24 protein-coding genes and 1 pseudogene are annotated in these 22,624 nt (G+C 45.5%); 6 read left to right on the top strand and 19 right to left on the bottom strand.

Annotated elements, in window-relative coordinates; all coding sequences use genetic code 11:
- Window positions 1-3 precede the first annotated feature (3 nt).
- The 10 genes and pseudogenes from OH458_RS05645 to gap form a co-directional block, all read right to left on the bottom strand.
- A complete protein-coding gene (locus OH458_RS05645) occupies window positions 4-933 on the bottom strand; it encodes a ChaN family lipoprotein (RefSeq protein WP_269977561.1) in 930 nt (309 codons plus the stop codon).
- Between the two features lie 79 nt (window positions 934-1,012).
- Entirely contained in the window at window positions 1,013-1,834 is an 822-nt protein-coding gene (gene rlmA / locus OH458_RS05650) for a 23S rRNA (guanine(745)-N(1))-methyltransferase (RefSeq protein WP_269977562.1), read from the bottom strand.
- 95 nt (window positions 1,835-1,929) lie between these two features.
- The gene (locus OH458_RS05655; protein WP_269977563.1) at window positions 1,930-3,966 is read right to left on the bottom strand and encodes a methyl-accepting chemotaxis protein; all 2,037 of its coding nucleotides are present in this window, start codon (window positions 3,964-3,966) and stop codon (window positions 1,930-1,932) included.
- Between the two features lie 321 nt (window positions 3,967-4,287).
- Entirely contained in the window at window positions 4,288-5,043 is a 756-nt protein-coding gene (locus OH458_RS05660; protein ID WP_269977564.1) for an SLC13 family permease, read from the bottom strand.
- Window positions 4,989-5,375: an SLC13 family permease gene (locus tag OH458_RS05665; RefSeq protein ID WP_269977565.1), complete on the bottom strand. Its 387-nt coding sequence runs from the start codon at window positions 5,373-5,375 to the stop codon at window positions 4,989-4,991. Before OH458_RS05665 ends, OH458_RS05660 begins: the two co-directional genes overlap by 55 nt.
- A gap of 278 nt (window positions 5,376-5,653) precedes the next feature.
- Window positions 5,654-7,011: pseudogene (locus OH458_RS22130) on the bottom strand (sigma-54-dependent transcriptional regulator).
- The gene (locus tag OH458_RS05675) at window positions 6,998-7,294 is read right to left on the bottom strand and encodes an ATP-binding protein (RefSeq protein WP_269977566.1); all 297 of its coding nucleotides are present in this window, start codon (window positions 7,292-7,294) and stop codon (window positions 6,998-7,000) included. Before OH458_RS05675 ends, OH458_RS22130 begins: the two are co-directional and overlap by 14 nt.
- Before the next feature lie 104 nt (window positions 7,295-7,398).
- Entirely contained in the window at window positions 7,399-8,484 is a 1,086-nt protein-coding gene (locus tag OH458_RS05680) for a sensor histidine kinase (RefSeq protein ID WP_269977567.1), read from the bottom strand.
- Window positions 8,485-8,681: 197 nt separating this feature from the next.
- A complete protein-coding gene (locus tag OH458_RS05685) occupies window positions 8,682-9,557 on the bottom strand; it encodes a D-hexose-6-phosphate mutarotase (protein ID WP_269977568.1) in 876 nt (291 codons plus the stop codon).
- Between the two features lie 126 nt (window positions 9,558-9,683).
- Complete coding sequence (gap, locus tag OH458_RS05690) at window positions 9,684-10,679, bottom strand: type I glyceraldehyde-3-phosphate dehydrogenase (RefSeq protein ID WP_269977569.1); 996 nt, start codon at window positions 10,677-10,679, stop codon at window positions 9,684-9,686.
- Between the two features lie 335 nt (window positions 10,680-11,014).
- Here gap and msrB point away from each other — a divergent pair, with 335 nt between their 5' ends.
- Window positions 11,015-11,419 carry a peptide-methionine (R)-S-oxide reductase MsrB gene (gene msrB / locus OH458_RS05695; RefSeq protein ID WP_269977570.1) on the top strand — a complete coding sequence of 135 codons (405 nt, stop codon included), beginning with the start codon at window positions 11,015-11,017 and terminating at the stop codon, window positions 11,417-11,419.
- Between the two features lie 39 nt (window positions 11,420-11,458).
- Here msrB and OH458_RS05700 read toward each other — a convergent pair whose 3' ends face one another.
- Window positions 11,459-12,286: a DUF2989 domain-containing protein gene (locus tag OH458_RS05700; RefSeq protein WP_269977571.1), complete on the bottom strand. Its 828-nt coding sequence runs from the start codon at window positions 12,284-12,286 to the stop codon at window positions 11,459-11,461.
- A gap of 105 nt (window positions 12,287-12,391) precedes the next feature.
- On the opposite strand from OH458_RS05700, the gene OH458_RS05705 reads away from it, so the two are divergent.
- Window positions 12,392-12,676, top strand: a complete 285-nt coding sequence (locus tag OH458_RS05705; protein WP_038138929.1) for a YeaC family protein — start codon at window positions 12,392-12,394, stop codon at window positions 12,674-12,676.
- Between the two features lie 36 nt (window positions 12,677-12,712).
- Here the strand turns inward: OH458_RS05705 and OH458_RS05710 are convergent, their stop codons facing one another.
- The 4 genes from OH458_RS05710 to OH458_RS05725 all read right to left on the bottom strand — a co-directional run bounded on the left by OH458_RS05710 (window position 12,713) and on the right by OH458_RS05725 (window position 15,809).
- Entirely contained in the window at window positions 12,713-13,207 is a 495-nt protein-coding gene (locus OH458_RS05710; protein WP_269977572.1) for a YchJ family protein, read from the bottom strand.
- 14 nt (window positions 13,208-13,221) lie between these two features.
- Entirely contained in the window at window positions 13,222-14,436 is a 1,215-nt protein-coding gene (locus OH458_RS05715; protein ID WP_269977573.1) for an EAL and HDOD domain-containing protein, read from the bottom strand.
- A gap of 93 nt (window positions 14,437-14,529) precedes the next feature.
- Entirely contained in the window at window positions 14,530-15,261 is a 732-nt protein-coding gene (gene lpxH, locus OH458_RS05720) for a UDP-2,3-diacylglucosamine diphosphatase (RefSeq protein ID WP_269977574.1), read from the bottom strand.
- A 53-nt stretch (window positions 15,262-15,314) separates the two neighbouring features.
- Window positions 15,315-15,809, bottom strand: a complete 495-nt coding sequence (locus OH458_RS05725) for a peptidylprolyl isomerase (protein WP_038138919.1) — start codon at window positions 15,807-15,809, stop codon at window positions 15,315-15,317.
- 203 nt (window positions 15,810-16,012) lie between these two features.
- Between OH458_RS05725 and cysS the strand changes: the two genes are divergently transcribed.
- Together cysS and OH458_RS05735 are read left to right on the top strand one after the other, a co-directional pair.
- Window positions 16,013-17,395, top strand: a complete 1,383-nt coding sequence (gene cysS, locus OH458_RS05730; RefSeq protein ID WP_269977575.1) for a cysteine--tRNA ligase — start codon at window positions 16,013-16,015, stop codon at window positions 17,393-17,395.
- A gap of 75 nt (window positions 17,396-17,470) precedes the next feature.
- Window positions 17,471-18,049, top strand: coding sequence for a thymidine kinase (locus OH458_RS05735; protein WP_269977576.1), 579 nt, complete (start codon window positions 17,471-17,473; stop codon window positions 18,047-18,049).
- Between the two features lie 349 nt (window positions 18,050-18,398).
- On the opposite strand, the gene infA is transcribed toward OH458_RS05735, so the two are convergent.
- The 3 genes from infA to aat form a co-directional block, all read right to left on the bottom strand.
- A complete protein-coding gene (gene infA / locus OH458_RS05740; protein ID WP_001040192.1) occupies window positions 18,399-18,617 on the bottom strand; it encodes a translation initiation factor IF-1 in 219 nt (72 codons plus the stop codon).
- Between the two features lie 80 nt (window positions 18,618-18,697).
- Window positions 18,698-19,396 (bottom strand): arginyltransferase, encoded by a 699-nt coding sequence (locus tag OH458_RS05745; protein WP_269977577.1) that lies wholly within the window; start codon window positions 19,394-19,396, stop codon window positions 18,698-18,700.
- Window positions 19,386-20,114: a leucyl/phenylalanyl-tRNA--protein transferase gene (gene aat / locus OH458_RS05750; RefSeq protein ID WP_269977838.1), complete on the bottom strand. Its 729-nt coding sequence runs from the start codon at window positions 20,112-20,114 to the stop codon at window positions 19,386-19,388. The genes OH458_RS05745 and aat overlap by 11 nt, the downstream gene beginning before the upstream one ends.
- 16 nt (window positions 20,115-20,130) lie before the next feature.
- Here aat and OH458_RS05755 point away from each other — a divergent pair, with 16 nt between their 5' ends.
- Together OH458_RS05755 and aroA are read left to right on the top strand one after the other, a co-directional pair.
- Window positions 20,131-20,586 (top strand): glycine zipper 2TM domain-containing protein, encoded by a 456-nt coding sequence (locus OH458_RS05755; RefSeq protein WP_038139125.1) that lies wholly within the window; start codon window positions 20,131-20,133, stop codon window positions 20,584-20,586.
- A 158-nt stretch (window positions 20,587-20,744) separates the two neighbouring features.
- Window positions 20,745-22,025 carry a 3-phosphoshikimate 1-carboxyvinyltransferase gene (aroA, locus tag OH458_RS05760; protein WP_269977578.1) on the top strand — a complete coding sequence of 427 codons (1,281 nt, stop codon included), beginning with the start codon at window positions 20,745-20,747 and terminating at the stop codon, window positions 22,023-22,025.
- 76 nt (window positions 22,026-22,101) lie between these two features.
- Here aroA and OH458_RS05765 read toward each other — a convergent pair whose 3' ends face one another.
- Window positions 22,102-22,350 (bottom strand): YciN family protein, encoded by a 249-nt coding sequence (locus OH458_RS05765; RefSeq protein WP_038138902.1) that lies wholly within the window; start codon window positions 22,348-22,350, stop codon window positions 22,102-22,104.
- Window positions 22,351-22,624: the final 274 nt, after the last annotated feature.

A 22,624-nucleotide genomic window follows, 5' to 3' on the forward strand; every position in this document is an offset into this window, starting at 1 on the left:
GCTTTAGCGACAAGTCAGATTGTCGTTGCGTCCCTTCAATTTTTGGTAGGCTTTTATGCGGTTTTCCATTTGTACATAACGAACCGGAGGCGCGCTCACCAACAAGCGGTAGTCGTCGCCACTGTCAGTGTCGGTGCTTGCTACGGGCGTAATTACCACAACATTTAGATCAGGGTTACGCTTTAAAATGGATGCTTTGGTTCCTAGACCAAGCTCAGTGTGGAACTTGCCTGCCACATGAACGACCTGAGTGCCAGGATGCTGCGCCAAATAAGAGACAATGCTTTCTGCCATGGTTTCATCCCATGTGACTTGAGCGGCAAATTGTTTCTCTGTTTGTTCTGGTTTGCCATGGTGCATTGAAGCCATGAACTTCTCTTTGTATGGCGAGTTTGAGGTATCGATGTCGCTGGCGAGGAATGAGCGCTCTTTGATCGTCAGTTTATCGAGGTAATCGACACCTTGGCGTCCGATGCAGCGCACAATAGGCTTAGGCGCGTTGGCGGCAATGACGTCAAGGCCGCTTGTTTTGGCAAACTCAACCAATGGGCGATAGTCGCTCTCGTAATTTGGCCAAGCGTTGCCGTTACTGATAAGGACTTGCTCACCAATGCTCCCCGCTAGGTACTCATCCAGCACATTTTGTTTGTCGCGCGAGAATTGCTCCATAGAAAGGGCAATGGTTTTCTGCTCTTGCACCAACTGTCTCAATAGGTCGGTTTGAAAGCGATGAACACCTGCATGAGTGTGCCATTCACCGACTAAGATGACATCGGCGTTCGCAAGCGATTTTGGCAGTTGAGTCAACGAGACCGGTTGAGCGTCAGGAGAGAGCAAGCTGTAATCATAGAAGGTAGTCGGACGCTGCTCTGGCGTGGTTGAGCAGGCTGTTAGGAAAAGAGTAATAAGCGAAGTCGCGAATAGAGTACGCATTAAAAAGCCTCCAGAAATTAGTGCGTGCATACTACTGGAGGCTTATCGATGTTTCAATAATAATGAGAATTATTATCCATTAACTCTGTTTGCGATAAACGCGTAACATGAAATCTGCCTCACATTCGTACAGTGTAGCCGATTGAAGTTCTTCTCTTAGTGTGTCTGAGGCTTTCCATGCGAACGGAGTCATCTGTAGCAGATCGTAAGCATCACCCTGAGCAAGTGGCATCACGTAACTGAGCTTTTCTTCTCTCTCTAATGTGAAACCTAAAATTTCTTCAGGGGCTTCACTGTGGAGTCGCACATCTGAGTAGATCGCTTCGCGCAATTGGTAGAGGTGACGAGCCGCTGGTGTCACCGTGATAACAACGCCCTGATCGGTTACTACTCTCGCTAATTCGTCAGCGTTGCAAGGCGCGTATATTCGTACAACGGCATCTAAGCTGTTGTCGGAAAACGGCAGACGATGGCTCGAGGCAACACTGAACGCGCAGTTTGTGTAGCGTTTTGCCGCATAACGAATTGCGACTTTCGAAATATCTAGGCCATAGGTTTGTGCATTGGGATATTTTTTCGTTAAGCGCGTAGCCATTTCGGTAGTGTAATAGCCTTCGCCGCAACCGATGTCCAACAGGCTTGGCGTATCACTTTCTATAAATTCAGCACAAAGCTCAGCGACCTTTTGCTTCATAGGCTGATAGTAGTCTTTTTCCAAAAAACGTCGGCGCGCTTGCATCATCTCTTTGTTGTCACCGGGATCTTTAGAGCGCTTATGCTGTACTGGTATCAAATTGACGTAACCTTCTTTGGCTAAGTCAAAGGCGTGATTGTTGACACAGCGAAAGCTATGCTGTGAAAAGGAAAGTGCTTGATGGCATAGAGGGCACTGGTAGTTCATATCATGCTCAATACAGATTTGGGAGCGAGATTTTAACAAAAACAGGCAACAGAGGCGAAGGAAAAAGAGCCGAATGACTTCGGCTCTTGGTGAGGTTAGTGGAAGAAGTCCACTTGCTGCTTTAAGTCTTGCGCTTGCTTTTGAAGCTCTGCAGCACTCTCTGACGTTTTCGCACTGGTGTCTCGGCTTTGGCGGTTAAGTTCATTGATCGAATGCGCACTGGTCGCAATCTCTTGAGAGACTTGTGCTTGCTCTTCGGATGTCGCCGCAATCGCATCTGCTTGGGTTGCAATTGCTTCGACTTGGCTCGCGATAGCTTCCAGTGCATTGCCTGCCTCTTGGGCTTTATCCAGAACTTTGTTCGCATTTTGCTGGCTTTGCGCCATCATATTGACCGCATTACTGGTTGAGCCTCTTAATTTCTCGATAATGGAGACAACGTCTTGCACTGAGGTTTGAGTTCGATGTGCAAGAGTGCGTACTTCATCCGCGACTACCGCAAAACCTCGGCCTTGTTCTCCGGCTCTTGCCGCTTCAATCGCGGCGTTAAGTGCTAACAGATTTGTCTGCTCAGCGATTTCATCAATCATTTTGGTGACGGTCTGAATGCTTTCGCTATCAACATTGACTTGTTCAATAGCCGCAGCTGATTGATCGAGTTGATCATTCAATTGAGCGACGTCTATGCAAACTCCCTCAACGACTTCTAAACCTGATTGGCTATCGGTATTGGCTGAGCGAACGTTTTCAGCAATGCTTTCCACTTGTTGTGCGACAGATTGAGCTGACGCAGCCATTTCTTCGATGGCGGTAACGACTTGCTCTACTTGTTCTTGCTGTAAGTCGGATTGGTCGAGATTGCGCTGTGCATCGCTTACCACGCTGGTGGAGTTTTGCTCTACTTGATCGCTGGTTGAGCGAATTTGGCCGACTAGATTGTCTAGCTGACTGGCCATGTTTGCTACACCAAGGTTCAAGTTGTTGATCTCATTGCGTGATTGACTGCCTGTTTTCGGGATGGAGAGACTTACTTCACCTTTAGCAAGTCGACTCATATAACCATTGAGGATGGTCAGTGGTTTGAGTGTCTTGTTGAGCACGAGGGTCAGAATAGCAAATGTACCAACAGCCACGATCAGAGAAATAATGACGATGATATTCAGCAATGTGCGGCTGCCTTTTGTCACTTCGCTAATAAAAGTACCGCCTAGCAGTTTCCAATCCCACCCTGGCACTTCAGTATAAACAAGGTATTTCTCTCCAACGTTTCCATTACTTTCATAAGGGTAACGGATCAGTCCGTTTGTCTGTTCAAATATTTTGTTGAAGGGCTTATTGCCATTGTAGTCCTGAGTGTTTTGAATCGGTGGATCGGTCTCTTTATTATTCGGGTGCAGTAGGTAGCGCCCTAAGTTGTCTTTCGCATTGTCAAGAATAATGGTGTATCCAGTGTCACCCCATTTGACGTCTTCCAAAGAAGAAAACAAATTCTGAGTAGCGCGCTCTACGGGGAGGCCGATAAAGGTAATCCCGTTCACTTTGCCATTCACGTCTTTAAGTGGCGCGTAATAAGTAATGAAGCGTTGACCATACAGTTTTATCTGCGCGTAGTAAGGCTGACCATTCATAAGCTTTCGATAACCAGGGTGGTTTTGGCCAAGTGTCGTACCTACGGCTCGATTGCCTTGCGGGTCTTTAAGGGATGTGGAAACGCGAATAAAATCATTGCCCAGAGGCGCGAAAATGGTGGCAATTGCGCCCGTATCTCGAGTGAAGCTATCAACGATATTGGTATCATTGATCAAACTTTCACTGTATTGCGTGATGTTCGCAACCTGATGGCCTTGGAAATCAACGGTGTAATCTTCGATAAAAACGCCGGCAAGATAACCATTGCGAAATGTCGATTCCAGAACTTTCGCTGTATGCAGATAAGCATTGAATTGTCCTGCGATGGTTTTAGCCATAGCCTCAACCTTGGACTGATGCTCTTTAAGGGTACTTTCAAGTAATACATCAGACGCATTGCGGTAAACCAGTACCGATATGCTTGAAAATGCGACCGCCAGACACAAGGTGATCACCAACTTGAGTTGGAAACCAACGCTTTGATTTCTATATTTTTGCAACATGTCGTGTCTTTCCTAGTATTTATAATTAATTGGTTATTATGGAATGTATGCTATCGATTTATATAAACGACTTAATTGATATTTATTAAGTAATTTGTCAAAAGTAGGGCGTTAGCCAACGGCTAGCTAGGAGTAGACCCAAAGAGGAAGTGCTTTATTGCATGAGGGTGGAAATTTTGCCTTATGTATTTGTTGCGTCCACTGCTCAACTGGTTGCCCTTGAATTAACAAGGATTCCGTCAGGTCTCTACAACGTAACCTCCTGATAATGAAACTCAGCAGTTAAGCGAGCAGGAGTCATGGTTTCTCCTGCTGTATGGATTAGAACGATGTGCGTCGATAATGGCGGTATTGAGGTTGCCAGAAGGTAGTTTCAATCGCGTGGTTCAGTGCAGCTTCTGAAAGGGGAAGCGCCAGCCCTTCCTCAATAGCTTGTTTTCCAACTGCGAAGGCAATGTGCTTACTTATCGCTTGTATTTCGTCCAGTGGAGGAAGTATTGCACCTTGGTTGCTGCCCGATTTGACCGGAAGTGCGAACAGTAAGATCGCCGCCATCATTGCCACTCCCGTGTCTGATAGACCGATTCCCGTTGCCTTCGCGATGTAAGGACGGAAAATCCAACCGAGTGCAGCGAATGCAAAGATGAACAACACTTTCTTCTCGCCCGCTGACATTGCGCCTAGCTTGTCGAGTTGGTCTTTAAACACGGACTTAGAGCTCACCTCGCCAGCTTGATCGACTTTGTAGCTAAATTTGGTCAACCACAGCCAAGTGAATACCAGGAGCACGATAGAAAGAGGAAGACCAAGCATCACCCATTGGCCAAATCCAATCTCAATGTTATAGCTATCGGATAAGTAAGCCGCCATCAACGCGTTTGGTGGCGTACCAATGAGGGTGGCAATACCACCGATGCTAGCGCCGTAGGCAATCGCGAGGAGCATCGCTTTGCCGAACTGATTGTTGTTCGGGTCGCGGTCGGTAACGATCTTAATTACCGACAGGGCGATAGGGAGCATCATCACTGCGGTTGCGGTATTCGACATCCACATTGATAGAAACGTCGTGACCAGCATAATCCCCAATACCTGAATGCTGGGTTTGCTGCCTGCGTGAGCATGGTTTTGAGGGCCATTCGACGGTGTAGGTTCCAACGCTCCATGGCGATAGAAATGAGGAATCCGCCCAAAAATAGGAAAATTAGTGGGTGAGCATAAGGCGCGGCGACCTGTTTGATACTGGCAATGCCAGCAACAGGGACCACAACCAGAGGGAGTAGTGAGGCGGCGGGAATGGGGACCGCCTCCGAGATCCACCAACTCGCCATCCAAAATGCTAAACCTGCAGTGCGCCAAGCATCGACACTTAGCCCTGCTACAGGCGGTTCCATCACTAGGGTCGCGAGCATAACCAAAGGTCCGAGGCATAACATGAACCATGGTGTTTTTTATTATTATCACTCATTCTTTCATCCTTTAATAACACCAATCTTGCACTTGGTGAGAGGTTTTAAATAGGCTGCTGCTTCCGAGCAGACCTCCTGTAGTGCAAAAGTGTTGTCAGATTGTGAAAATAATATTTATGTAAATTAAAAAAAATGCTTACGTGTTATTTGGTTTGTCGATTTCGATTGTTTGTGTGGATTTTCACACAGAAATAAAAGTGTATTTGTCACCTTTTCCACACTCAAGGGGTGATGAACTTATTGCGTTCTATTCCGTATTTGGACACTTTATCGTAGAAGGTTTTCCGGGGCAGTTTTAGCAACTTGAGCGCCTCTTTGACCGACCCTGAGGTTTGACTCAAGGCTTCCTCAATCAGTGCGCACTCATAAAAGGCGACCTTCTCTGCAAGCGGCAGATCATCTGCTGGCATTTCTAACGCACTGGTTTGGCTTAGCTCTAGTGGTAGACCCAGTAAAACATGCCTCTCTGCAACGTTCCTTAACTCGCGTACATTTCCGGGCCAGTCGTAGCGCATGAGTTGTTCAAGCTCCTCACTTTTCAATGACCTCAATGGTTTATGAAATCTCCCAGCGGCTATCGAGCTTAAATGCCTAAACAAGAGTGGAATGTCTGCTTTGCGTGCCCTGAGAGGCGGGATATGAATGGTAACGAGATTCAAGCGATAGTAGAGATCTGAGCGAAAGAGCCCTTCGTCTGCCATCGCTAATAAATCGACCTTGGTAGCGGCGACAAATCGAATATCAAGATTGATCGCTTTGTTGCTACCTACGGGGGCACTTTGCGCTCTTCGATGACCCGCAGGATCTTAACTTGCATAGCCAGTGGCATGCTTTCGATTTCATCGAGAAAAACGGTGCCTCCTTGGGCAAATTCAAGTTTGCCAATGCGATTAGCATCAGCGCCTGTGTAGGCACCTTTGCGGCTGCCAAAGAGTTCGCTCTCTATTAAGTGCTCGGGCACGGCTCCACAGTTGATGGCAACAAAGTTCGCTTTGCAGCGCTGCTCGCTATGCTCATGGAGATAACGCGCGACCATCTCTTTGCCTGCGCCAGTTTCCCCTTGAATTAATATATCAGTTGGGGTGTCGACGACCGTATTGAGAAATTGCATCATCTTTTGCATTTCGGGCGTGTCACCGAGAATTTGTGGTCCTGTTTTTGCGCTTTTTAGGTAGTTTTTTAAATGGCGGTTCTCCAACACCAGTCGCCGTTTTTCTACCGCTCTGCTCACGCTGTCGAGCAAGGTTTCATTGATGGGTTTTTCGAAAAAATCGTAAGCACCTTCTCTAAGTGCTGTAACTGCGATTTGCACGTCGGCATAGCCAGTCAGCATTATCACCGGAATATCGGCGTCGATGGTTTGAATCTGCTTTAAAACGTCTAAGCCATGCAGTTGAGCCATGTTGAGATCGGTAATGACGATACCATCAAAATCTTTGTTGATGGCTTTCAACGGATCTTCACCGCGCTCATATGCTTGAGTCAGGTAGCCTTCAATGCTGAGAAGTTGAGATAGAGAATCACGAATGATTTGCTCATCGTCAATAATGATGATGTGGGCTTGTTTAGTCGTTGGCATCTGTTTTTCTTTTTAACCTCAATGTGAAGGTTGCCCCTTGATGGTCGGCGTTGTTTTGAGCGGTGAGATCGCCACCAAATGACTGGATAATGTTCTTCGATATCGCTAAGCCTAAACCCAGACCAATGTCGGATTTGGTGGTAAAAAAAGGTTCGAAAATAGACGCGATGGTTTGTAGATCGATACCTGTTCCAGTATCCGAGAGGGTTATGTCTACCCACTCCCCGTTTTCTTGGGCCCTACAACGATAAGGGCATTGTTGATACAGGTTTGTAGTGAGCACCAGCCTAGCTGATGTTCACTGGCGCGACTAAATTGCTTGAGCTGGGAGACGATACGATGAACTCGTGTAATTAGAGATTCAAGCTTGGCGATATTTTCACAGGCTTATTCGACCATACCCTTGCTTAGCATCCGTTTGGTGCTGACTAAGTAGGTACTCATCGCGCTAAGAGGTTGATTGATTTCGTGGTTAATACTCGCCGATAGTTGGCCAATGGTCGCCAGTTTGGTTGATTGAACCAGCGCATGATGGGCTTGTTCTAGCTGGTGGGTGCGTTGAGTGACCTCTTTCTCTAATGAGTTGCGGGTATAAATAAGTTGTCTATAGCCCGCCAATCGGCGAAAAACGAAAATGCCGACTCCTATCACTGTGAAATAGCTGAGTGTGGCGAGTATCAAAGCGACTTGTACTTTTTGATGAGTGTGGCTTATCGGTCTCAACACCACTAACGTGAAGTCGAGTAAATCTAGCTGTGTTTCGCCAAATACGTACCGGGATTGAGTGTTTGGTGAGTGCTCAAGCAACCATATCTTACCATCAAGGTAGGCGGTGGATTCTTGGGAATTTGGGATTCGTTGCTGCTTGAGGTCAAGGTATCGATAGGTCGCTTGAATGTCTTGCCAAGAATAATCTTCGCTCTCCCTAAGTTGTTTTAACCGCCAGTAGGGGTGGTTAGAGATAAACACGACTTCATCTCGGGCGAACATCATAAACTTGGTACTGGTTTCACCAGCAAGCCATTTAGTATCTTGCTCAAACTTGTCGATATCGACTTTGACCGCAATCGCTCCGATGATTTCCTCTTCGCTGTAAATCGGAGCCGAGAAGAATATACCTCGCTCTCCAGAACGAAGCCCAAGAGCGTAGTCGACCCAACGTTTTCCTTGCATAGCTCGATAGAAGTAGGGGCGAAAAGCGTAGTTGGAACCAATATAGCTGTCGTTTGAGTCGTAGTTACTCGAGGCAATCACATCGCCAGTGGCATTGAGTACATAAACATCGCTCGCGCCGCTGGTTTTCTGTATGTCGCTCAACACTTTGCTCAGCGCCAAAGCAGCGGTGTCTTGCTGTAGGGCTTGTCGGATTCTGTAGTGGCTGGTCAACAGATCAGGAATGTGCTCATAACGCTCGAGTTGAGTGTTGAAGTATTGCCCAACATTGATAGCTTCCATTGAAACCTGTTGGTTCAAACGCTGTACCCAATATCGCTCTGTGGCAAAAGCGGCACCTGGATATACGGGACAGGTAACCTATGTTGAGGCAAAAGTATAATGACAAGAATATAAAGAGGAACGCGAAAAAAAGATAGGCGTATATTGTTACGTCTTGAGAATGAGCATGGTGTAAAAGAAAGGCAGGTTGTTCGACCTGCCAATCAAGGAAAAGATTATGCTGAGATTTTGGTGATCAGTTGATGACGCTCACCAGGCTGTAAAGTCTTACCTTGCTCGAGACTTGGAGCATGCAGAGTCGATTCCACACATAGGAAGGTTTTATAGCCATCGTCTTGCATGTCACCCATGCTTTCTGCGCCTGCCGCCCATGGGTTCCAAAGTACAGCAGAGTTATGACCTTGGTTTTCAACGCTGATTGTACGGGTACCATCAGCAACATTGATTACCGATTCAGGTTTGGTGTATACGCGGTCGATGGTATCAGTCAGGACTAGTTCGTCTCCGCCTTGGCAAACTTTATTGTCGAGAAGGCTATCGATGTATTCTGCGCCCATACCTGTGGTTTTAGCTGTTTCAATATCAGCAACGTTTAGGTAGGTATGAAGTGCGCCAGAGAATGTCCAAGGTTGCTCGTCGGTGTTAATGACATCCAGAGTTACTTTTAACTCATCACTGATTTCAACTAATAAGTGAGCTTGGAACTGGTGCGGCCAAACAGATAAAGTGGATTCTGATGTCATCAAACCGAGTTCAATAATCACACCATGTTCATTTTCTCGGTGTTCAAGCAATGTCCATTCGCTGTTACGTGCAAAACCGTGAGCGGGTGCTGCAATGCGTCCAAACCAAGGCCAGCAGACAGGAATACCACCTCGAAGCGCCGCCTTTCCATCAAAGATTGCTTGTTCGCTCATCCAAATCAGATCTTCTTGACCTTCAGGCTTAAATGAAATGACATGCCCGCCGTGTAAAGCGATACCAGCTGTTGCTTTTTCATGGATGACGCGAACAACTTTAACTTGGTCAACTTCAACGATCGTGACGTTGTCCGATAGTACAGTAAGGGCAGGGAGAGTTTTCAAATCCATGTATGTTTCCTATCGCAGGGAGAGCATAGCTTGGGGAGCATGCTCTCAAATTCCAGATACAAAAAAGGCGACTCGAGAGCCGCCTTTTACAAGATTCTGCGCTAAACGCTTATCTTAAAGTAATAATTACTTAGAGATGTGAGCGATTAGGTCTAGAACTTTGTTTGAGTAACCGATTTCGTTGTCGTACCAAGATACAACTTTAACGAAGTTGTCAGTTAGAGCGATACCAGCTTTAGCATCGAATACTGAAGTTTGAACTTCACCGATGAAGTCTTGAGAAACAACTTGGTCTTCAGTGTAGCCTAGAACGCCTTTTAGTTCGCCTTCAGAAGCTTCTTTCATTGCTGCACAGATAGCTTCGTAAGATGCGCCTTTCTCTAGGTTAACTGTTAGGTCAACTACAGAAACGTTAGCTGTTGGTACGCGGAAAGCCATACCAGTTAGTTTGCCGTTTAGTTCTGGAAGAACAACGCCTACAGCTTTAGCAGCACCTGTTGAAGATGGGATGATGTTCTGAGAAGCACCACGACCACCGCGCCAGTCTTTAGCAGAAGGACCGTCTACAGTTTTTTGAGTTGCTGTAGTAGCGTGAACTGTAGTCATAAGACCAGAAACGATACCGAACTTGTCGTTAAGAACTTTAGCAACAGGTGCTAGACAGTTAGTAGTACAAGAAGCGTTAGAAACGATGTCTTGACCAGCGTAAGTGTCTTGGTTAACACCCATAACGATCATTGGAGTCGCGTCTTTAGAAGGACCAGTTAGAACAACTTTCTTAGCGCCAGCAGTGATGTGCTTACGTGCAGTCTCGTCAGTTAGGAAAAGACCAGTTGCTTCAGCTACAACGTCAACACCGATTTCGTCCCACTTAAGGTCTTCTGGGTTGCGCTCAGCTGTAACGCGTACAGTTTTACCGTTAACGATTAGGTTACCGCCTTCAACTTCAACAGTACCGTTGAAACGGCCGTGAGTTGAGTCGTACTTAAGCATGTATGCCATGTAATCTACATCGATAAGATCGTTAATACCTACTACTTCGATGTCTGCGCGCTCTTGCGCTGCACGGAATACGAAACGACCGATACGGCCAAAACCGTTAATACCTACTTTGATAGTCATTATAGTTGCTCCACAACTTAATTTCTGATTAAAGATAACTGGTAGTAAAATTACAGAATCCAGTCAAAATCTGCAACAGATAATCGGACTTAACTTGTTTAAAGTCAAAAAAAAGCGTCGCTTTTTTTCACAATTAGTCGCAAATGGTTATGTTTTGAACGGATTACTGGTTTTTTCCCTAACCAGTTGACGTAAAATAGTTCAGATGTTTACAGCGCTGCTGAAAGTTTAATCATCCTGTTATGGTGTCAAAGTATGTGCTACAAAAGTGATTATTCGCAAGTTTTTCGCGAAAAAAGTCATAACTAAAAATGAGAACATGGAGATCTAATCCAGTGAAACATAAGGTAGAAAAAGTCGTTAAGCCTGATGAATACTGGCGTGAGGCTTTAACAGAAGAGCAGTTTCGTGTGTGTAGAGAGCAGGGGACAGAGGCGCCGTTCTCTGGGAAACTGCTCCACAATAAACAGACAGGTGTCTATTCATGCACGTGTTGCCAAGCCCCTCTGTTCCAGTCAGATAACAAATATGACTCAGGTTGTGGGTGGCCAAGTTTTGATGCCCCTATAAATGATAGTGCTATTCGCTATTTAGAAGACTTAAGTCACGGAATGGTGAGAACAGAAATACGCTGCGCAGCATGCGATAGCCACTTAGGTCACGTTTTTCCCGATGGACCGCAGACAACCGGTGAGCGATTCTGTGTAAACTCAGTGTCGTTAATTTTCAACAATTCATAAAAAAGCGGTGATTTAATCACCGCCGTTTGTTTTATCCTTTCAACTGTCTTGTTGGAATCTAGGCACCTGCTCTTTTTTAAAGGTGCCTTGTTCTATCGATTCCTTAAGTTGCTCTGCAATCTGTTCCAACTGTTTGTATTTACCGCTCTCAAAACCATACAAAAGCTGCAGTTCTTGTTCTGTTGCAATAGGAACACCAAAATCACTGGCAACCATTGCCCAAATATAGGCTTCTTCCCGTTGATTCATTCGGTAGGTAATACTTGCCAATGATTTGAACACCTCATTGTTGATATTAGTTCGGTTGGTCAATTCGAGCGCTCGCAGCAACAATTGACGTGTTTTGAATAGATCACGGCTCGTGTAGAAGGTCGCGAGTGCATATTGCATCTCTGCGGTATCGAGTTGAGGGCTGCCTTCTAGTTGCAAAAATGCGCGTTTTGCTTGGTCACTGCCTATCCGGCTCCATAAAAAGTAGAGCGCATCTGGCGATGAGGACTTTGATAGCTCTTCAGCGATAGTCTCTAGATCGCTACCTGCGTTCACTAGGGCTTGGAATCGTCTTTGTTTGAGTTCTGTTTGGTCGATAGCTTGAATCTGAGAAGCGAGCTCTAAGCACTTCTTGTACTCCGCAACCAGTTCATATTCTTTTATTTTGTTAACTGGTGTTGGATTCTTAAGTACTTCGAATCGATGCCAAATCAAATCAGTTCTTGGTAATCGGCATTGGCCATCGTCCATGTTTAAGCGTTCGCATTTTAGCCCTGGGTTGCTCTCACAAAGTTGTTCTGTATTTTGTCGGCCTTCAAAACAGCCAACCAAGGGAAGGGTTAAAAGGCTGAGTGTAAGAGCATATCGTTTTTTCATAGTTTGGTCGCTTGTGATCCGTTAGACTTATTTGTTGTTCTTTCCTTGACTCAGGAGTGTAGCTCGCTATGTTCACTGCTGTTCGATTTATATTAAGGATACACCATGGACGCAAAGCAGTTAATTGATGCCATCACACCTGAGGCTTATGAGCGTCTACTTTTTGCTGTTGAAACAGGAAAGTGGCCTGAAGGTACGGTATTAACCCAAGAGCAACGAGATTCATGCATGCAGGCAGTGATGATGTATCAGTCAAAGCACAATAGTGATGCTCAGCATATGACTGTGGCTCAAGGTGGGGAAATTAGCTTTAAATCAAAATCAGAATTGAAAAAGCAGTTTCAACCCGAGCAACAAGACATTGTGCGAGTTAATCCCAATAAACAGTAGTGTAAAAAGGCAGGAAGGTTCCTGCCTTTTTAGTTATTAACCGCAGCACTTTTTAAATTTTTTCCCGCTACCACACAGACATGGATCGTTGCGGCCGACTTTAAGGCTAGACACTGTCTGAGAGAGACGCTCGTCTTTTGCCTCGTCTGGGAAGGTGCCATCGATGTAATACCACTGGCCATTTTCTCGCAGGAAGCGTGAACGCTCTTCCATGCAGTATTCATGACCATCCTGATAAAACCGTGCTTTGAAAGTGACAAAGCCTTCATCCTCGTTGTGACCAGGCTCGGTTGATATGACTTCCAAACCTCGCCAGTCCCCGTATACCGATTCTGCTATTTCATCTCGCTGGGATTGCGCATTGCAGCTAGGGTGGTAGGTGTCAACCACGAAGTCGACCAATTGTTTCACGTGAGCAGAGTACCTTGAGCGCATCAGTTGTTCAGGCTGTTGGGCAAGGCTTGGGTCAAGATGAATAGGCTCACAGCATTGCGCGTACTCTTGCATGGTGCCACAAGGACATAGAGACATGTTTACTCCAAGTTTTATCGTTGTACGGCGAGAAGTTCAGCGGTCCATTTAACGGACTTCTCGTAACTTTCGCTCAGTGCAGGTTGGTCTAATTTTAGCACTGAGCAGTACTGAGAGACATCATCCCATTGTGCTCTCTCATAAGCACGGATTAGCCCAAGAAGTTGCCCAAGTTCGCCGGCACCTTCTGTCAATGCGAGCTTGATTGACTCTTCGACGGGAACCTCATTAATGATTTGCTCGATTGGGCGATCAAGTAAGCTATCTAGTAGAGAAAACATCCCCATCAAAAAGGCTTGTCCAGCTTCGAGCTTTGGGCTTAATGAGCGGGAAAGTAATTCGCAATGACGGGCCCGTTGAATTGACAATCCATACAAGTAATCGGGTTTGTGTTCTTGGGTCGAAGCCAGCGCCACCAATGAGATGAACTTGCGAAGCTTGTCTTCTCCTAGATAAACCAATGCCTGCTTAAACGATTGAATCTTGTTGCTAACAAGTGCTGAAGAGTTGACGTAGGTGAGCAGTTTATAAGACAAGGTGACGTCTGTGCTGATCAGTGATTCGACTTTGGCATAGTTGATCTCTTGATGGGAAATTTCCGTCAACAGTTGTACAACAGTCATAAATGAAGGCTCAAGCGACTTTCTTTGAATCATCTCAGGCTTGCTGAAAAAGTACCCTTGAAAGTAGTCAAAACCCATTTTTTTGGCTCTAGCGAATTCCTCGTGGGTTTCTACTTTTTCAGCCAAGAATTGAATATTGCTATTTGAGAACCGATCAATAAACAGCTGTGCTTTGTCCAGCGAAATCGCTTGAATATCAAACTTTATGATGGATACAAAAGGCAGAAAAGCCCGCCATTCTTTGGAGGGAACAAAATCGTCGAGTGCGATTTTATAGCCGAGCGCAGCCATCTCTTTGACTGCGTCTAACAAGTCGCTTGTAGGTTCACAATCTTCAAGAATCTCAATCACCAAACTGTCTGCAGGGAACAATGTTGGCACCTTATTGATCAAACTTTGATAGGGAAAGTTCACAAACCCAAGTTTGTCGCCCAAGGTAGCGTAATGAGTAGACAGAAAGTGGTCGGAGAGTAATCGACTGGTTGCGTGCTCAGGGTCAATCGCGGGAAATGTGTTTTTGGGTCCGTCCCTAAAAAGTAGCTCGTAACCAACCGTTTTTTTGGATTTATCAAGTATAGGTTGTCTTGCAATGTACGAATATTTCAAGGTTTATGCCGCGCTCAATGAATAGGTTTACGACTCGCAGCAGATGTTCTGCTGCATAAAAAATATCAGAGCTGATTGAGAAAAATCAATCGTTTAGTCGGTGCTGAACGGTCTAGTTTGAAGTTCGAAGGATTCTTTATCAAAGCTCAACACGGAACCTTGAGTGTACCAATCCCCTAATACAATTCTAGTATTTGTCGTACCACTTCTATCAAATGTGTGAACCATAGGGCGGTGAGTATGGCCATGGATCATCAGATCAACACCATGAGCTGCCATTACGCGTGCGACTTCACTTTGAGTTACATCCATGATCTCTAACGATTTGGTTTGCTTGTCATCTTTAATATCAGACTGAACCTTAGACACGATCTTCTTTTTGATGAACATCGGAATGCGATTGAACACCCATTGGAGCCAAGGTTGGTGAACTTTCTCTCGATATTTTAGGTAATTGACATCGCGGGTACATAGTGTGTCGCCATGCAAGACAACGGCCTTTCTTCCGTATAAGTCTATCGTCGTTTCATCACCAAGCAGAGTAACACCAGTTTGTTTAGCAAAGCGTTTCCCCACTAGAAAGTCACGATTTCCTTGTGTGAAGAAGACAGGAACGCCGTTCTCTGTGAGCCTCTTAAATTCTTCGCGGATGGCGGAGGCAAAATCGGACTTGTCGTCATCGCCAATCCAAAACTCAAACAAATCGCCCAATACGTAAAGGGCTTCTGCATGAATCGCTTCTTCTCGCATGAATTTGCGGAAACAAGCATTGATCTCAGGAGTAGAAGGGGAAAGGTGTAAGTCGGAGATAAATAGTGTTGTCATGGGTGAGCTTACCTAAAAGAAAAGGAAGAGCGCGAGGCTCTTCCTAACTACCGTTATTCTTCGATAGTTGTGCCTGTGATTAGCACATCTTCTAGAGGTACGTCTTGGTGCATGCCGTATGAACCAGTGCTAACACCTTTAATTTTGTTAACGATGTCCATGCCTTCAACCACTTCACCGAATACGCAGTAACCCCAACCATCTAGGCTTTCGCTACGGAAATCTAGGAATGTGTTGTTGTTTACGTTGATAAAGAACTGAGAACTTGCTGAGTGCGGTTCCATAGTGCGAGCCATTGCTAGCGTACCCACTTTATTGCTCAGACCGTTATTTGCTTCGTTCTTGATTGGAGCGCGAGTTGCTTTCTCACGAAGGCCAGACTCCATACCGCCACCTTGAATCATGAAACCATCGATAACACGGTGGAAAAGAGTGTTGTCGTAGAAACCATCACGGCAGTACTGTAGGAAGTTCGCGCTTGTTTCTGGTGCTTTCTCTTCGTTTAGCTGAATTTTGATATCACCAAAATTAGTGTGAAGGGTGATCATGACTATGTCCTTTACATATGGTTTTTGATTTGAACCCAAGATTCTATCTTAACTTTTATGACATTAATACGTGAAAAGTGAGGGTTGAGACCTGAGTATCGGTGTTATTGACGGCTTTTTGCGCATTTGAGGGATTACCTTAGCGAAGACTAGTTGATATACTGGCACACTATTTTATTTCACCTAATTATTAGATAGAGATCATGTTAAAGATATACAACACACTCACGAGACAGAAAGAGGAATTCAAACCAATCACTGCCGGTAAAGTAGGCATGTATGTCTGTGGGGTAACCATCTACGATCTCTGTCATATCGGCCATGGTCGCACATTCGTTTCATTTGATGTGGTTTCGCGTTACCTACGTTACTTGGGCTACGATCTTACGTTCGTTCGCAACATTACCGACATCGATGACAAAATCATTAAGCGTGCGAATGAAAATGGTGAGTCATGCGACTCGCTAACCGAGCGTTTAATCGGCGAAATGCACGCTGACTTTGACGCGCTAAACATGAAGCGTCCAGACGTAGAGCCTCGCGCGACGGAGTTCATCGCAGAAATCATCGAGCTGGTTGAAAAGCTGATTGAGCGTGGTTTTGCATACGTTGCAAGCAACGGTGATGTGATGTTTGAAGTGGAGAAGTTTGACGAATACGGCAAGCTATCGAAGCAAGATCTTGACCAGCTTCAAGCGGGTGCACGTGTCGATGTTGAATCGGCGAAGCGCAGCCCGCTAGATTTTGTGCTTTGGAAAATGTCTAAACCAGGAGAGCCTACGTGGGAGTCGCCTTGGGGTGCAGGTCGTCCAGGTTGGCATATTGAGTGTTCAGCGATGAACTCGTCTATTCTAGGCAACCACTTTGACATCCATGGCGGTGGTTCAGACCTTCAGTTCCCGCACCATGAAAATGAGATCGCTCAATCTTGCTGTGCTCATGGTACAGACTACGTGAATACGTGGATGCACAGTGGCATGGTGATGGTCGATCGTGAAAAGATGTCTAAGTCACTTGGTAACTTCTTCACAATTCGTGATGTACTAGGTCATTACGATGCCGAAACGGTTCGCTACTTCCTAATGTCTGGCCACTACCGTAGCCAATTGAACTACAGCGAAGAGAACCTTAACCAAGCCCGCGCTTCTCTAGAGCGCCTATATACTTCACTTCGTGGTTTAGATGCATCGGTAGATGCCGCTGGCGGTGAAGAGTATGTGACACGCTTTACGGATGCGATGAATGACGACTTCAATACACCAGAAGCGTATTCAGTTCTGTTCGATATGGCTCGTGAGATCAACCGTCTTAAAACGGAAAACATCACAGCAGCGAGTGCATTGGGTGCATTAATGCGTGAACTCGCTGACGTGATCGGTATTCTCCATCAAGATCCAGAGGCCTTCCTAAAAGGTGATGCAGGCAATGACGATGAAGTGGCTGAAATTGAAGCGCTCATCAAACTGCGTAATGATTCGCGTGCATCAAAAGATTGGGCAAATGCTGATATGGCGCGCGATAAGCTTACTGAAATGGGCATCGTCCTAGAAGATGGCCCAGAAGGCACGACATGGCGTCGCAAGTAAGAGTCAAGCATTCATAAGGGCTGTTCATTCAGCCCTTTTCTTTAGTTTTTATACATTTCTAAACAGGAAACCCCAGTGGCTCAGATGTACTTCTATTACTCGGCAATGAATGCGGGTAAATCAACCACTCTTCTTCAATCATCATTTAATTACCAAGAGCGCGGTATGACACCAGTCATCTTTACTGCAGCACTTGATGATCGTTACGGAGTTGGAAAAGTTAGCTCTCGAATCGGTTTGCAGTCTGACGCGCAGCTATTTAATGGCGAAACGAATCTTTATAAAGAAATCTCTGCTCTTAATGAAGTCGAAAAACGTCATTGTATTTTAGTGGATGAATGCCAGTTTTTATCGAAAGAGCAGGTGTATCAACTTACGGAAGTGGTGGATAAACTCCATATCCCTGTACTTTGCTACGGCTTAAGAACGGACTTTCTGGGGGAGCTTTTTGAGGGGAGTAAATATCTGCTGTCATGGGCAGACAAACTGGTTGAGCTAAAAACCATTTGTCACTGTGGTCGTAAAGCAAACATGGTTATCCGTACCGACGAGCATGGCGTGGCGATTGCGGAAGGTGATCAAGTTGCGATTGGTGGCAATGACCGATACGTGTCTGTATGCCGTGAGCACTACAAAGAAGCACTGGGTAAATAGCTTAAGAGTCAGAGGGCGCCTAAGTAGGTATTATTCCACAAGCCGCTAAATCAATATTGCCACCTAGTGATGAGTTATCCGAATTTGGCCCATGCATGTTGCATAATACCTACTCAGAAGCCCAATCATGTTCATCTGACGTGACGGGCGCATAAATGGGTATTGTGAACAAGCATGCGATACCTGCTGTTCTATCGGGGGATTATTTATCATGAACAAGCGGCTTGTAGAAGTAATACCTATTTATGTGGCTGAGAACAGGATAATCATGAGATACAAAAAAGCGAAGCACTAGGCTTCGCTTTTTTGTTGTATTCGACTAATTCTGATTGCACGAGGCAGTCGGAGATTAACGAGCACGGAAGACGATGCGACCTTTAGATAGATCGTATGGAGTCATCTCTACAGTTACTTTGTCACCAGTAAGAATACGGATGTAGTTCTTACGCATTTTACCAGAGATGTGAGCTGTAACTACGTGGCCGTTTTCTAGCTCAACACGGAACATTGTGTTTGGAAGAGTATCAAGGACAGTGCCTTGCATCTCAATTACGTCTTCTTTAGCCATTTAATCCTCTTTTCAAAATGGGCAATTTTTACCAGCGCATAATGCCGCTAAAAATGAATTATGTAAAGTTGGGGCGTATTCTACCCTTGCCAACGCTGATTTACTAGCCTTTGATGGCGTTGAAAGCGGACTTTGTAATTCATCGCTGGGCATTCATCAATTTGATAGCCTAAATAGAGCCACTGTTTGCCTTGTTGTTGACAATATTGAAGCTGAAACAACACGCCTAACGTACCAAGAGAGAGGTCATAGTCGGGGTCAAAGAAGGTATAGAAAGCACTGGCACTATTGGACAAAATGTCGGTCACGGCAACAGCGATCAGCTTTCCATCATCGTAGACGTGCAAGTATTGAGTATTCAGCCACGCACAAGCAGAAAATGAGGAAAATTCATTTTTCCTGGGAGGGTACATGGAGCCCGCTTGATGGCGCGCCTCAATGTAACGGGCGTAAAGCTCAAACCAATCCTCATCCATGTTTTCTTTCAGCGTCCATTCAAAGGATTTGGCTTTGTTTAACAGTCGCTTTTGACTCTTTGACATCTGAAAGTCAGGGACAGAAACTCGCAACGCATGACAAGCACTGCAGTTGTCGCAGTAAGGTTTATAAATGGTATCACCACTGCGACGAAATCCGTTGGCAAGCAGAACTTCGTAACTCGAACCACAATGCATTGATGGATCGAGCGCAACGGCGACGCGCTCTTGTCTGTCGGTTAAATAACTGCATTGATGGCTGTCTGTGAGTCCAATTCGGATCTGTTGTAGATCAGAGCTCATTTATTCCCTCAATTGGTGACTTTAGCCACTGTTGTTTAAAACAATCTTTCATTACGGGGTGTTGATTAAATGATAGCAGGCTTTGAGCAAATTCTTCTCTTTCAAGTTCAAACGCGCCTAACGATTGAAGGTGTGGATTCATCACCTGGCAATCGATCAATTGACCACCATGCTCTTTGAAGTGTTGGCAGAAAAACCAAAGTGCCATTTTGGACGCGTTGGTTTTTACGCTAAACATCGACTCACCACAAAAGATCTGGCCAATGGATAAACCGTATAGACCGCCTACTAACTCATCGTTTGACCAAACTTCCACAGAGTGACAATAACCTAAACTAGCAAGGCGTTTATAGGCAGACCGCATATCGGGATTCAGCCAAGTTTCTTCTGGGCTCCTTAGCGCTGCACATTGGTCAATGACTAACTCTGTTGCTCTATTTATACTGACGGAGTAACCGTGTTTACGTTGAAACTTTTTGAGACTTTTGGCGGGTTTGAATGTCTTAGGGTTAAACACCGCTCTTGGTGAAGGACTCCACCATAGGATGGGCTCATTGGGGCCATACCAAGGGAAAATGCCGTTTTGATAAGCAAAGACAAGCCGCTCAGGGCGGAGGTCGCCTCCGATAGCAAGTAAACCATTGGGGTCGTCCAAGGCATCTTGTGGCGAAGGGAACCAAATCTCATCTGGATCAAGTTCGGTAAGATAGAGCGTCATGAAATAGGGTATGAAAATGAAAAAATTATTGTGGATCATATTGGTTTTTCCGCTAATTGCCAATGCAGCATATCAGCGAAATACGGCTCGTCCGGTTAATGATGTCGTGTTTGGCAAAGTTGAAACAGTCCGTTACATCAGCCAGCAAGATATTGTAAAAGCACAAGGTTCTGGTTGGGAAACCTTGTTGGGTGCCGTTGTCGGCGGGGTTATCGGCAACCAATTTGGCGATGGGCGAGGGAAGGAAGTAGCCACTGCGGTGGGCGCAATCGCTGGAGCGGGCGTTGCTCGAAACCACGCCAACCAAGAGTATCGAATAGAATATAGATTGGTTGAAATTCTGATCAAAACAGAGAAAGGCCAGCTCATCGATGTGATTCAAGACGTTGATAATCAGATGTTATTCGAACGAGGGGATGACGTCCGAATTCTCTATTTTGATGAAGGCGTCAGAGTCGATAAAACCTATTGAGCATCTCGTTTTCTATCATGAGCTCGGATGACATAATTATTCAGTGTTAATACCCGTTTTGATCTGGTTTTACGTAGGGATTTTAGATAGTCTGCAAGTACGAAGAATTTTTCATCGCCCAGTAAGTAACGCTGTGCGAGCAAGGAATATCAATTTTAATGGAAAGCCTTACGTTACAACCAATCAATAAAGTCTCTGGACAAGTGAACCTGCCTGGTTCAAAAAGTGTATCAAACCGCGCCCTGCTACTGGCCGCTCTTGCTAAAGGCAAGACTCGACTCACCAATCTACTTGATAGTGATGACATTCGTCATATGTTGAACGCACTGACTCAGCTTGGTGTTCACTATCAACTCTCCGAAGATAAGACAATATGTGAGGTCGAAGGCTTGGGTCAGCCCTTTCAGTCTGCGCAAGTGTTAGAGCTTTTCCTTGGTAATGCCGGAACTGCGATGCGCCCTTTGGCTGCAGCACTATGTCTTGGCCAAGGTGAATACGTATTAACTGGTGAGCCTCGCATGAAGGAGCGCCCGATTGGCCATTTGGTTGATGCCCTGCGTCAAGCGGGTGCAGAAGTTGAGTACCTAGAGAACGAGAATTTCCCGCCACTTAAAATTCACGGTACGGGACTAAAAGGTGGAACGGTCGAAATCGACGGTTCGATTTCAAGCCAGTTTCTGACAGCATTTTTGATGTCTGCGCCACTCGCGCAAGATGATGTAACGATTAAAATTGTGGGCGATTTAGTCTCGAAGCCGTACATCGATATTACTCTGCACATCATGGCACAGTTTGGTGTTCACGTTGAAAACAACAATTACCAAGAGTTTGTTATCCGCAAAGGCCAATCGTATGTAGCGCCAGGGGATTTCTTGGTTGAAGGTGATGCGTCATCTGCATCCTACTTCCTTGCTGCCGCCGCGATTAAAGGTGGGGAAATTAAAGTTACGGGTATCGGTAAAAACAGCATTCAAGGCGATATTCAATTTGCGGATGCGCTAGAGAAAATGGGTGCACAGATCGAATGGGGTGACGACTATGTTATTTCGCGAGTCGGCGAGTTGAAAGCCGTTGACATGGATTTCAACCACATTCCCGACGCGGCAATGACGATCGCTACGACGGCTCTATTTGCGAAAGGGACCACTGCAATTCGTAACGTGTATAACTGGCGCGTGAAGGAAACTGACCGCCTAGCAGCAATGGCGACAGAGCTGCGCAAGGTTGGTGCTGAAGTGGAAGAGGGTGAAGATTACATCATCGTCAATCCGCCAGCGAAGCTTACTCACGCAGCGATCGATACTTATGATGACCACCGTATGGCGATGTGTTTTTCACTGGTTGCATTAAGCGATACGGCAGTGACAATCAACGACCCTAAGTGTACGTCAAAAACCTTCCCTGACTACTTTGATAAGTTGGCGGGGTTGAGCTCTTAAGTTTGATCGTCATATTCGATAGGGCATAACAGAAACAAGGGTTGGTACTGAATACCAACCCTTGTTCTATTTATCTTCAACCTTCTAAGGTGAATTCTTTTGATAGGTGATGAGCTAAGTATTTAAACATGTTAAATACGGCTGTGGTATTTGGGGTTGGGAGCCCATTGTCATCAAGAAAGTAATTGCCTTTAAAAACCAACACACCGTCTTTTTCTTCTACGCTATCCGCGCGCATACCTTCAATGTAGTCGTCGTGTTCTTGGATGATGTGATTCGCAATCATCAGCAGTTCAAACTGCGAGATAACTTTCTTATCGCTCATAGTCGTACTCGTTTATGCTCATGGTTAACACTAAGAAATAATGCGGTGATTCTAAGATTAATCCGTTGGATTGCAAATGGTCTAGATCAAGGGTTTACCGAGCTGCCAGGAATCCCCCATACGATTGGTTTTGTGACAAGAGGCATAAAAACTATTGAGAAACTGGCATCTAGGATTAACAGACGTTTAGTATGTGGCCCTTTCTAGTCCATCGACTTTCGTCGAATTGTCGAGCAGTTAAAGTTTATTTTTGAAAAAGATATTGATCTTCTTG

It is taken from the genome of Vibrio sp. MarTm2, assembly GCF_027587055.1.
Classification (GTDB): Bacteria; Pseudomonadota; Gammaproteobacteria; order Enterobacterales; family Vibrionaceae; genus Vibrio; species Vibrio sinaloensis_D.

Coding starts and splice junctions, on each gene's coding strand:
- OH458_RS05645 (WP_269977561.1), bottom strand. CDS start 933: ATGCGTACTCTATTCGCGACTTCGCTTATTACTCTTTTCCTAACAGCC.
- rlmA (WP_269977562.1), bottom strand. CDS start 1,834: ATGAACTACCAGTGCCCTCTATGCCATCAAGCACTTTCCTTTTCACAG.
- OH458_RS05655 (WP_269977563.1), bottom strand. CDS start 3,966: ATGTTGCAAAAATATAGAAATCAAAGCGTTGGTTTCCAACTCAAGTTG.
- OH458_RS05660 (WP_269977564.1), bottom strand. CDS start 5,043: ATGCTGGTCACGACGTTTCTATCAATGTGGATGTCGAATACCGCAACC.
- OH458_RS05665 (WP_269977565.1), bottom strand. CDS start 5,375: ATGCTCGCGACCCTAGTGATGGAACCGCCTGTAGCAGGGCTAAGTGTC.
- OH458_RS05685 (WP_269977568.1), bottom strand. CDS start 9,557: ATGGATTTGAAAACTCTCCCTGCCCTTACTGTACTATCGGACAACGTC.
- gap (WP_269977569.1), bottom strand. CDS start 10,679: ATGACTATCAAAGTAGGTATTAACGGTTTTGGCCGTATCGGTCGTTTC.
- OH458_RS05700 (WP_269977571.1), bottom strand. CDS start 12,286: ATGAAAAAACGATATGCTCTTACACTCAGCCTTTTAACCCTTCCCTTG.
- OH458_RS05705 (WP_038138929.1), top strand. CDS start 12,392: ATGGACGCAAAGCAGTTAATTGATGCCATCACACCTGAGGCTTATGAG.
- OH458_RS05710 (WP_269977572.1), bottom strand. CDS start 13,207: ATGTCTCTATGTCCTTGTGGCACCATGCAAGAGTACGCGCAATGCTGT.
- lpxH (WP_269977574.1), bottom strand. CDS start 15,261: ATGACAACACTATTTATCTCCGACTTACACCTTTCCCCTTCTACTCCT.
- OH458_RS05725 (WP_038138919.1), bottom strand. CDS start 15,809: ATGATCACCCTTCACACTAATTTTGGTGATATCAAAATTCAGCTAAAC.
- cysS (WP_269977575.1), top strand. CDS start 16,013: ATGTTAAAGATATACAACACACTCACGAGACAGAAAGAGGAATTCAAA.
- infA (WP_001040192.1), bottom strand. CDS start 18,617: ATGGCTAAAGAAGACGTAATTGAGATGCAAGGCACTGTCCTTGATACT.
- OH458_RS05745 (WP_269977577.1), bottom strand. CDS start 19,396: ATGAGCTCTGATCTACAACAGATCCGAATTGGACTCACAGACAGCCAT.
- aat (WP_269977838.1), bottom strand. CDS start 20,114: ATGACGCTCTATCTTACCGAACTTGATCCAGATGAGATTTGGTTCCCT.
- OH458_RS05755 (WP_038139125.1), top strand. CDS start 20,131: ATGAAAAAATTATTGTGGATCATATTGGTTTTTCCGCTAATTGCCAAT.
- aroA (WP_269977578.1), top strand. CDS start 20,745: ATGGAAAGCCTTACGTTACAACCAATCAATAAAGTCTCTGGACAAGTG.
- OH458_RS05765 (WP_038138902.1), bottom strand. CDS start 22,350: ATGAGCGATAAGAAAGTTATCTCGCAGTTTGAACTGCTGATGATTGCG.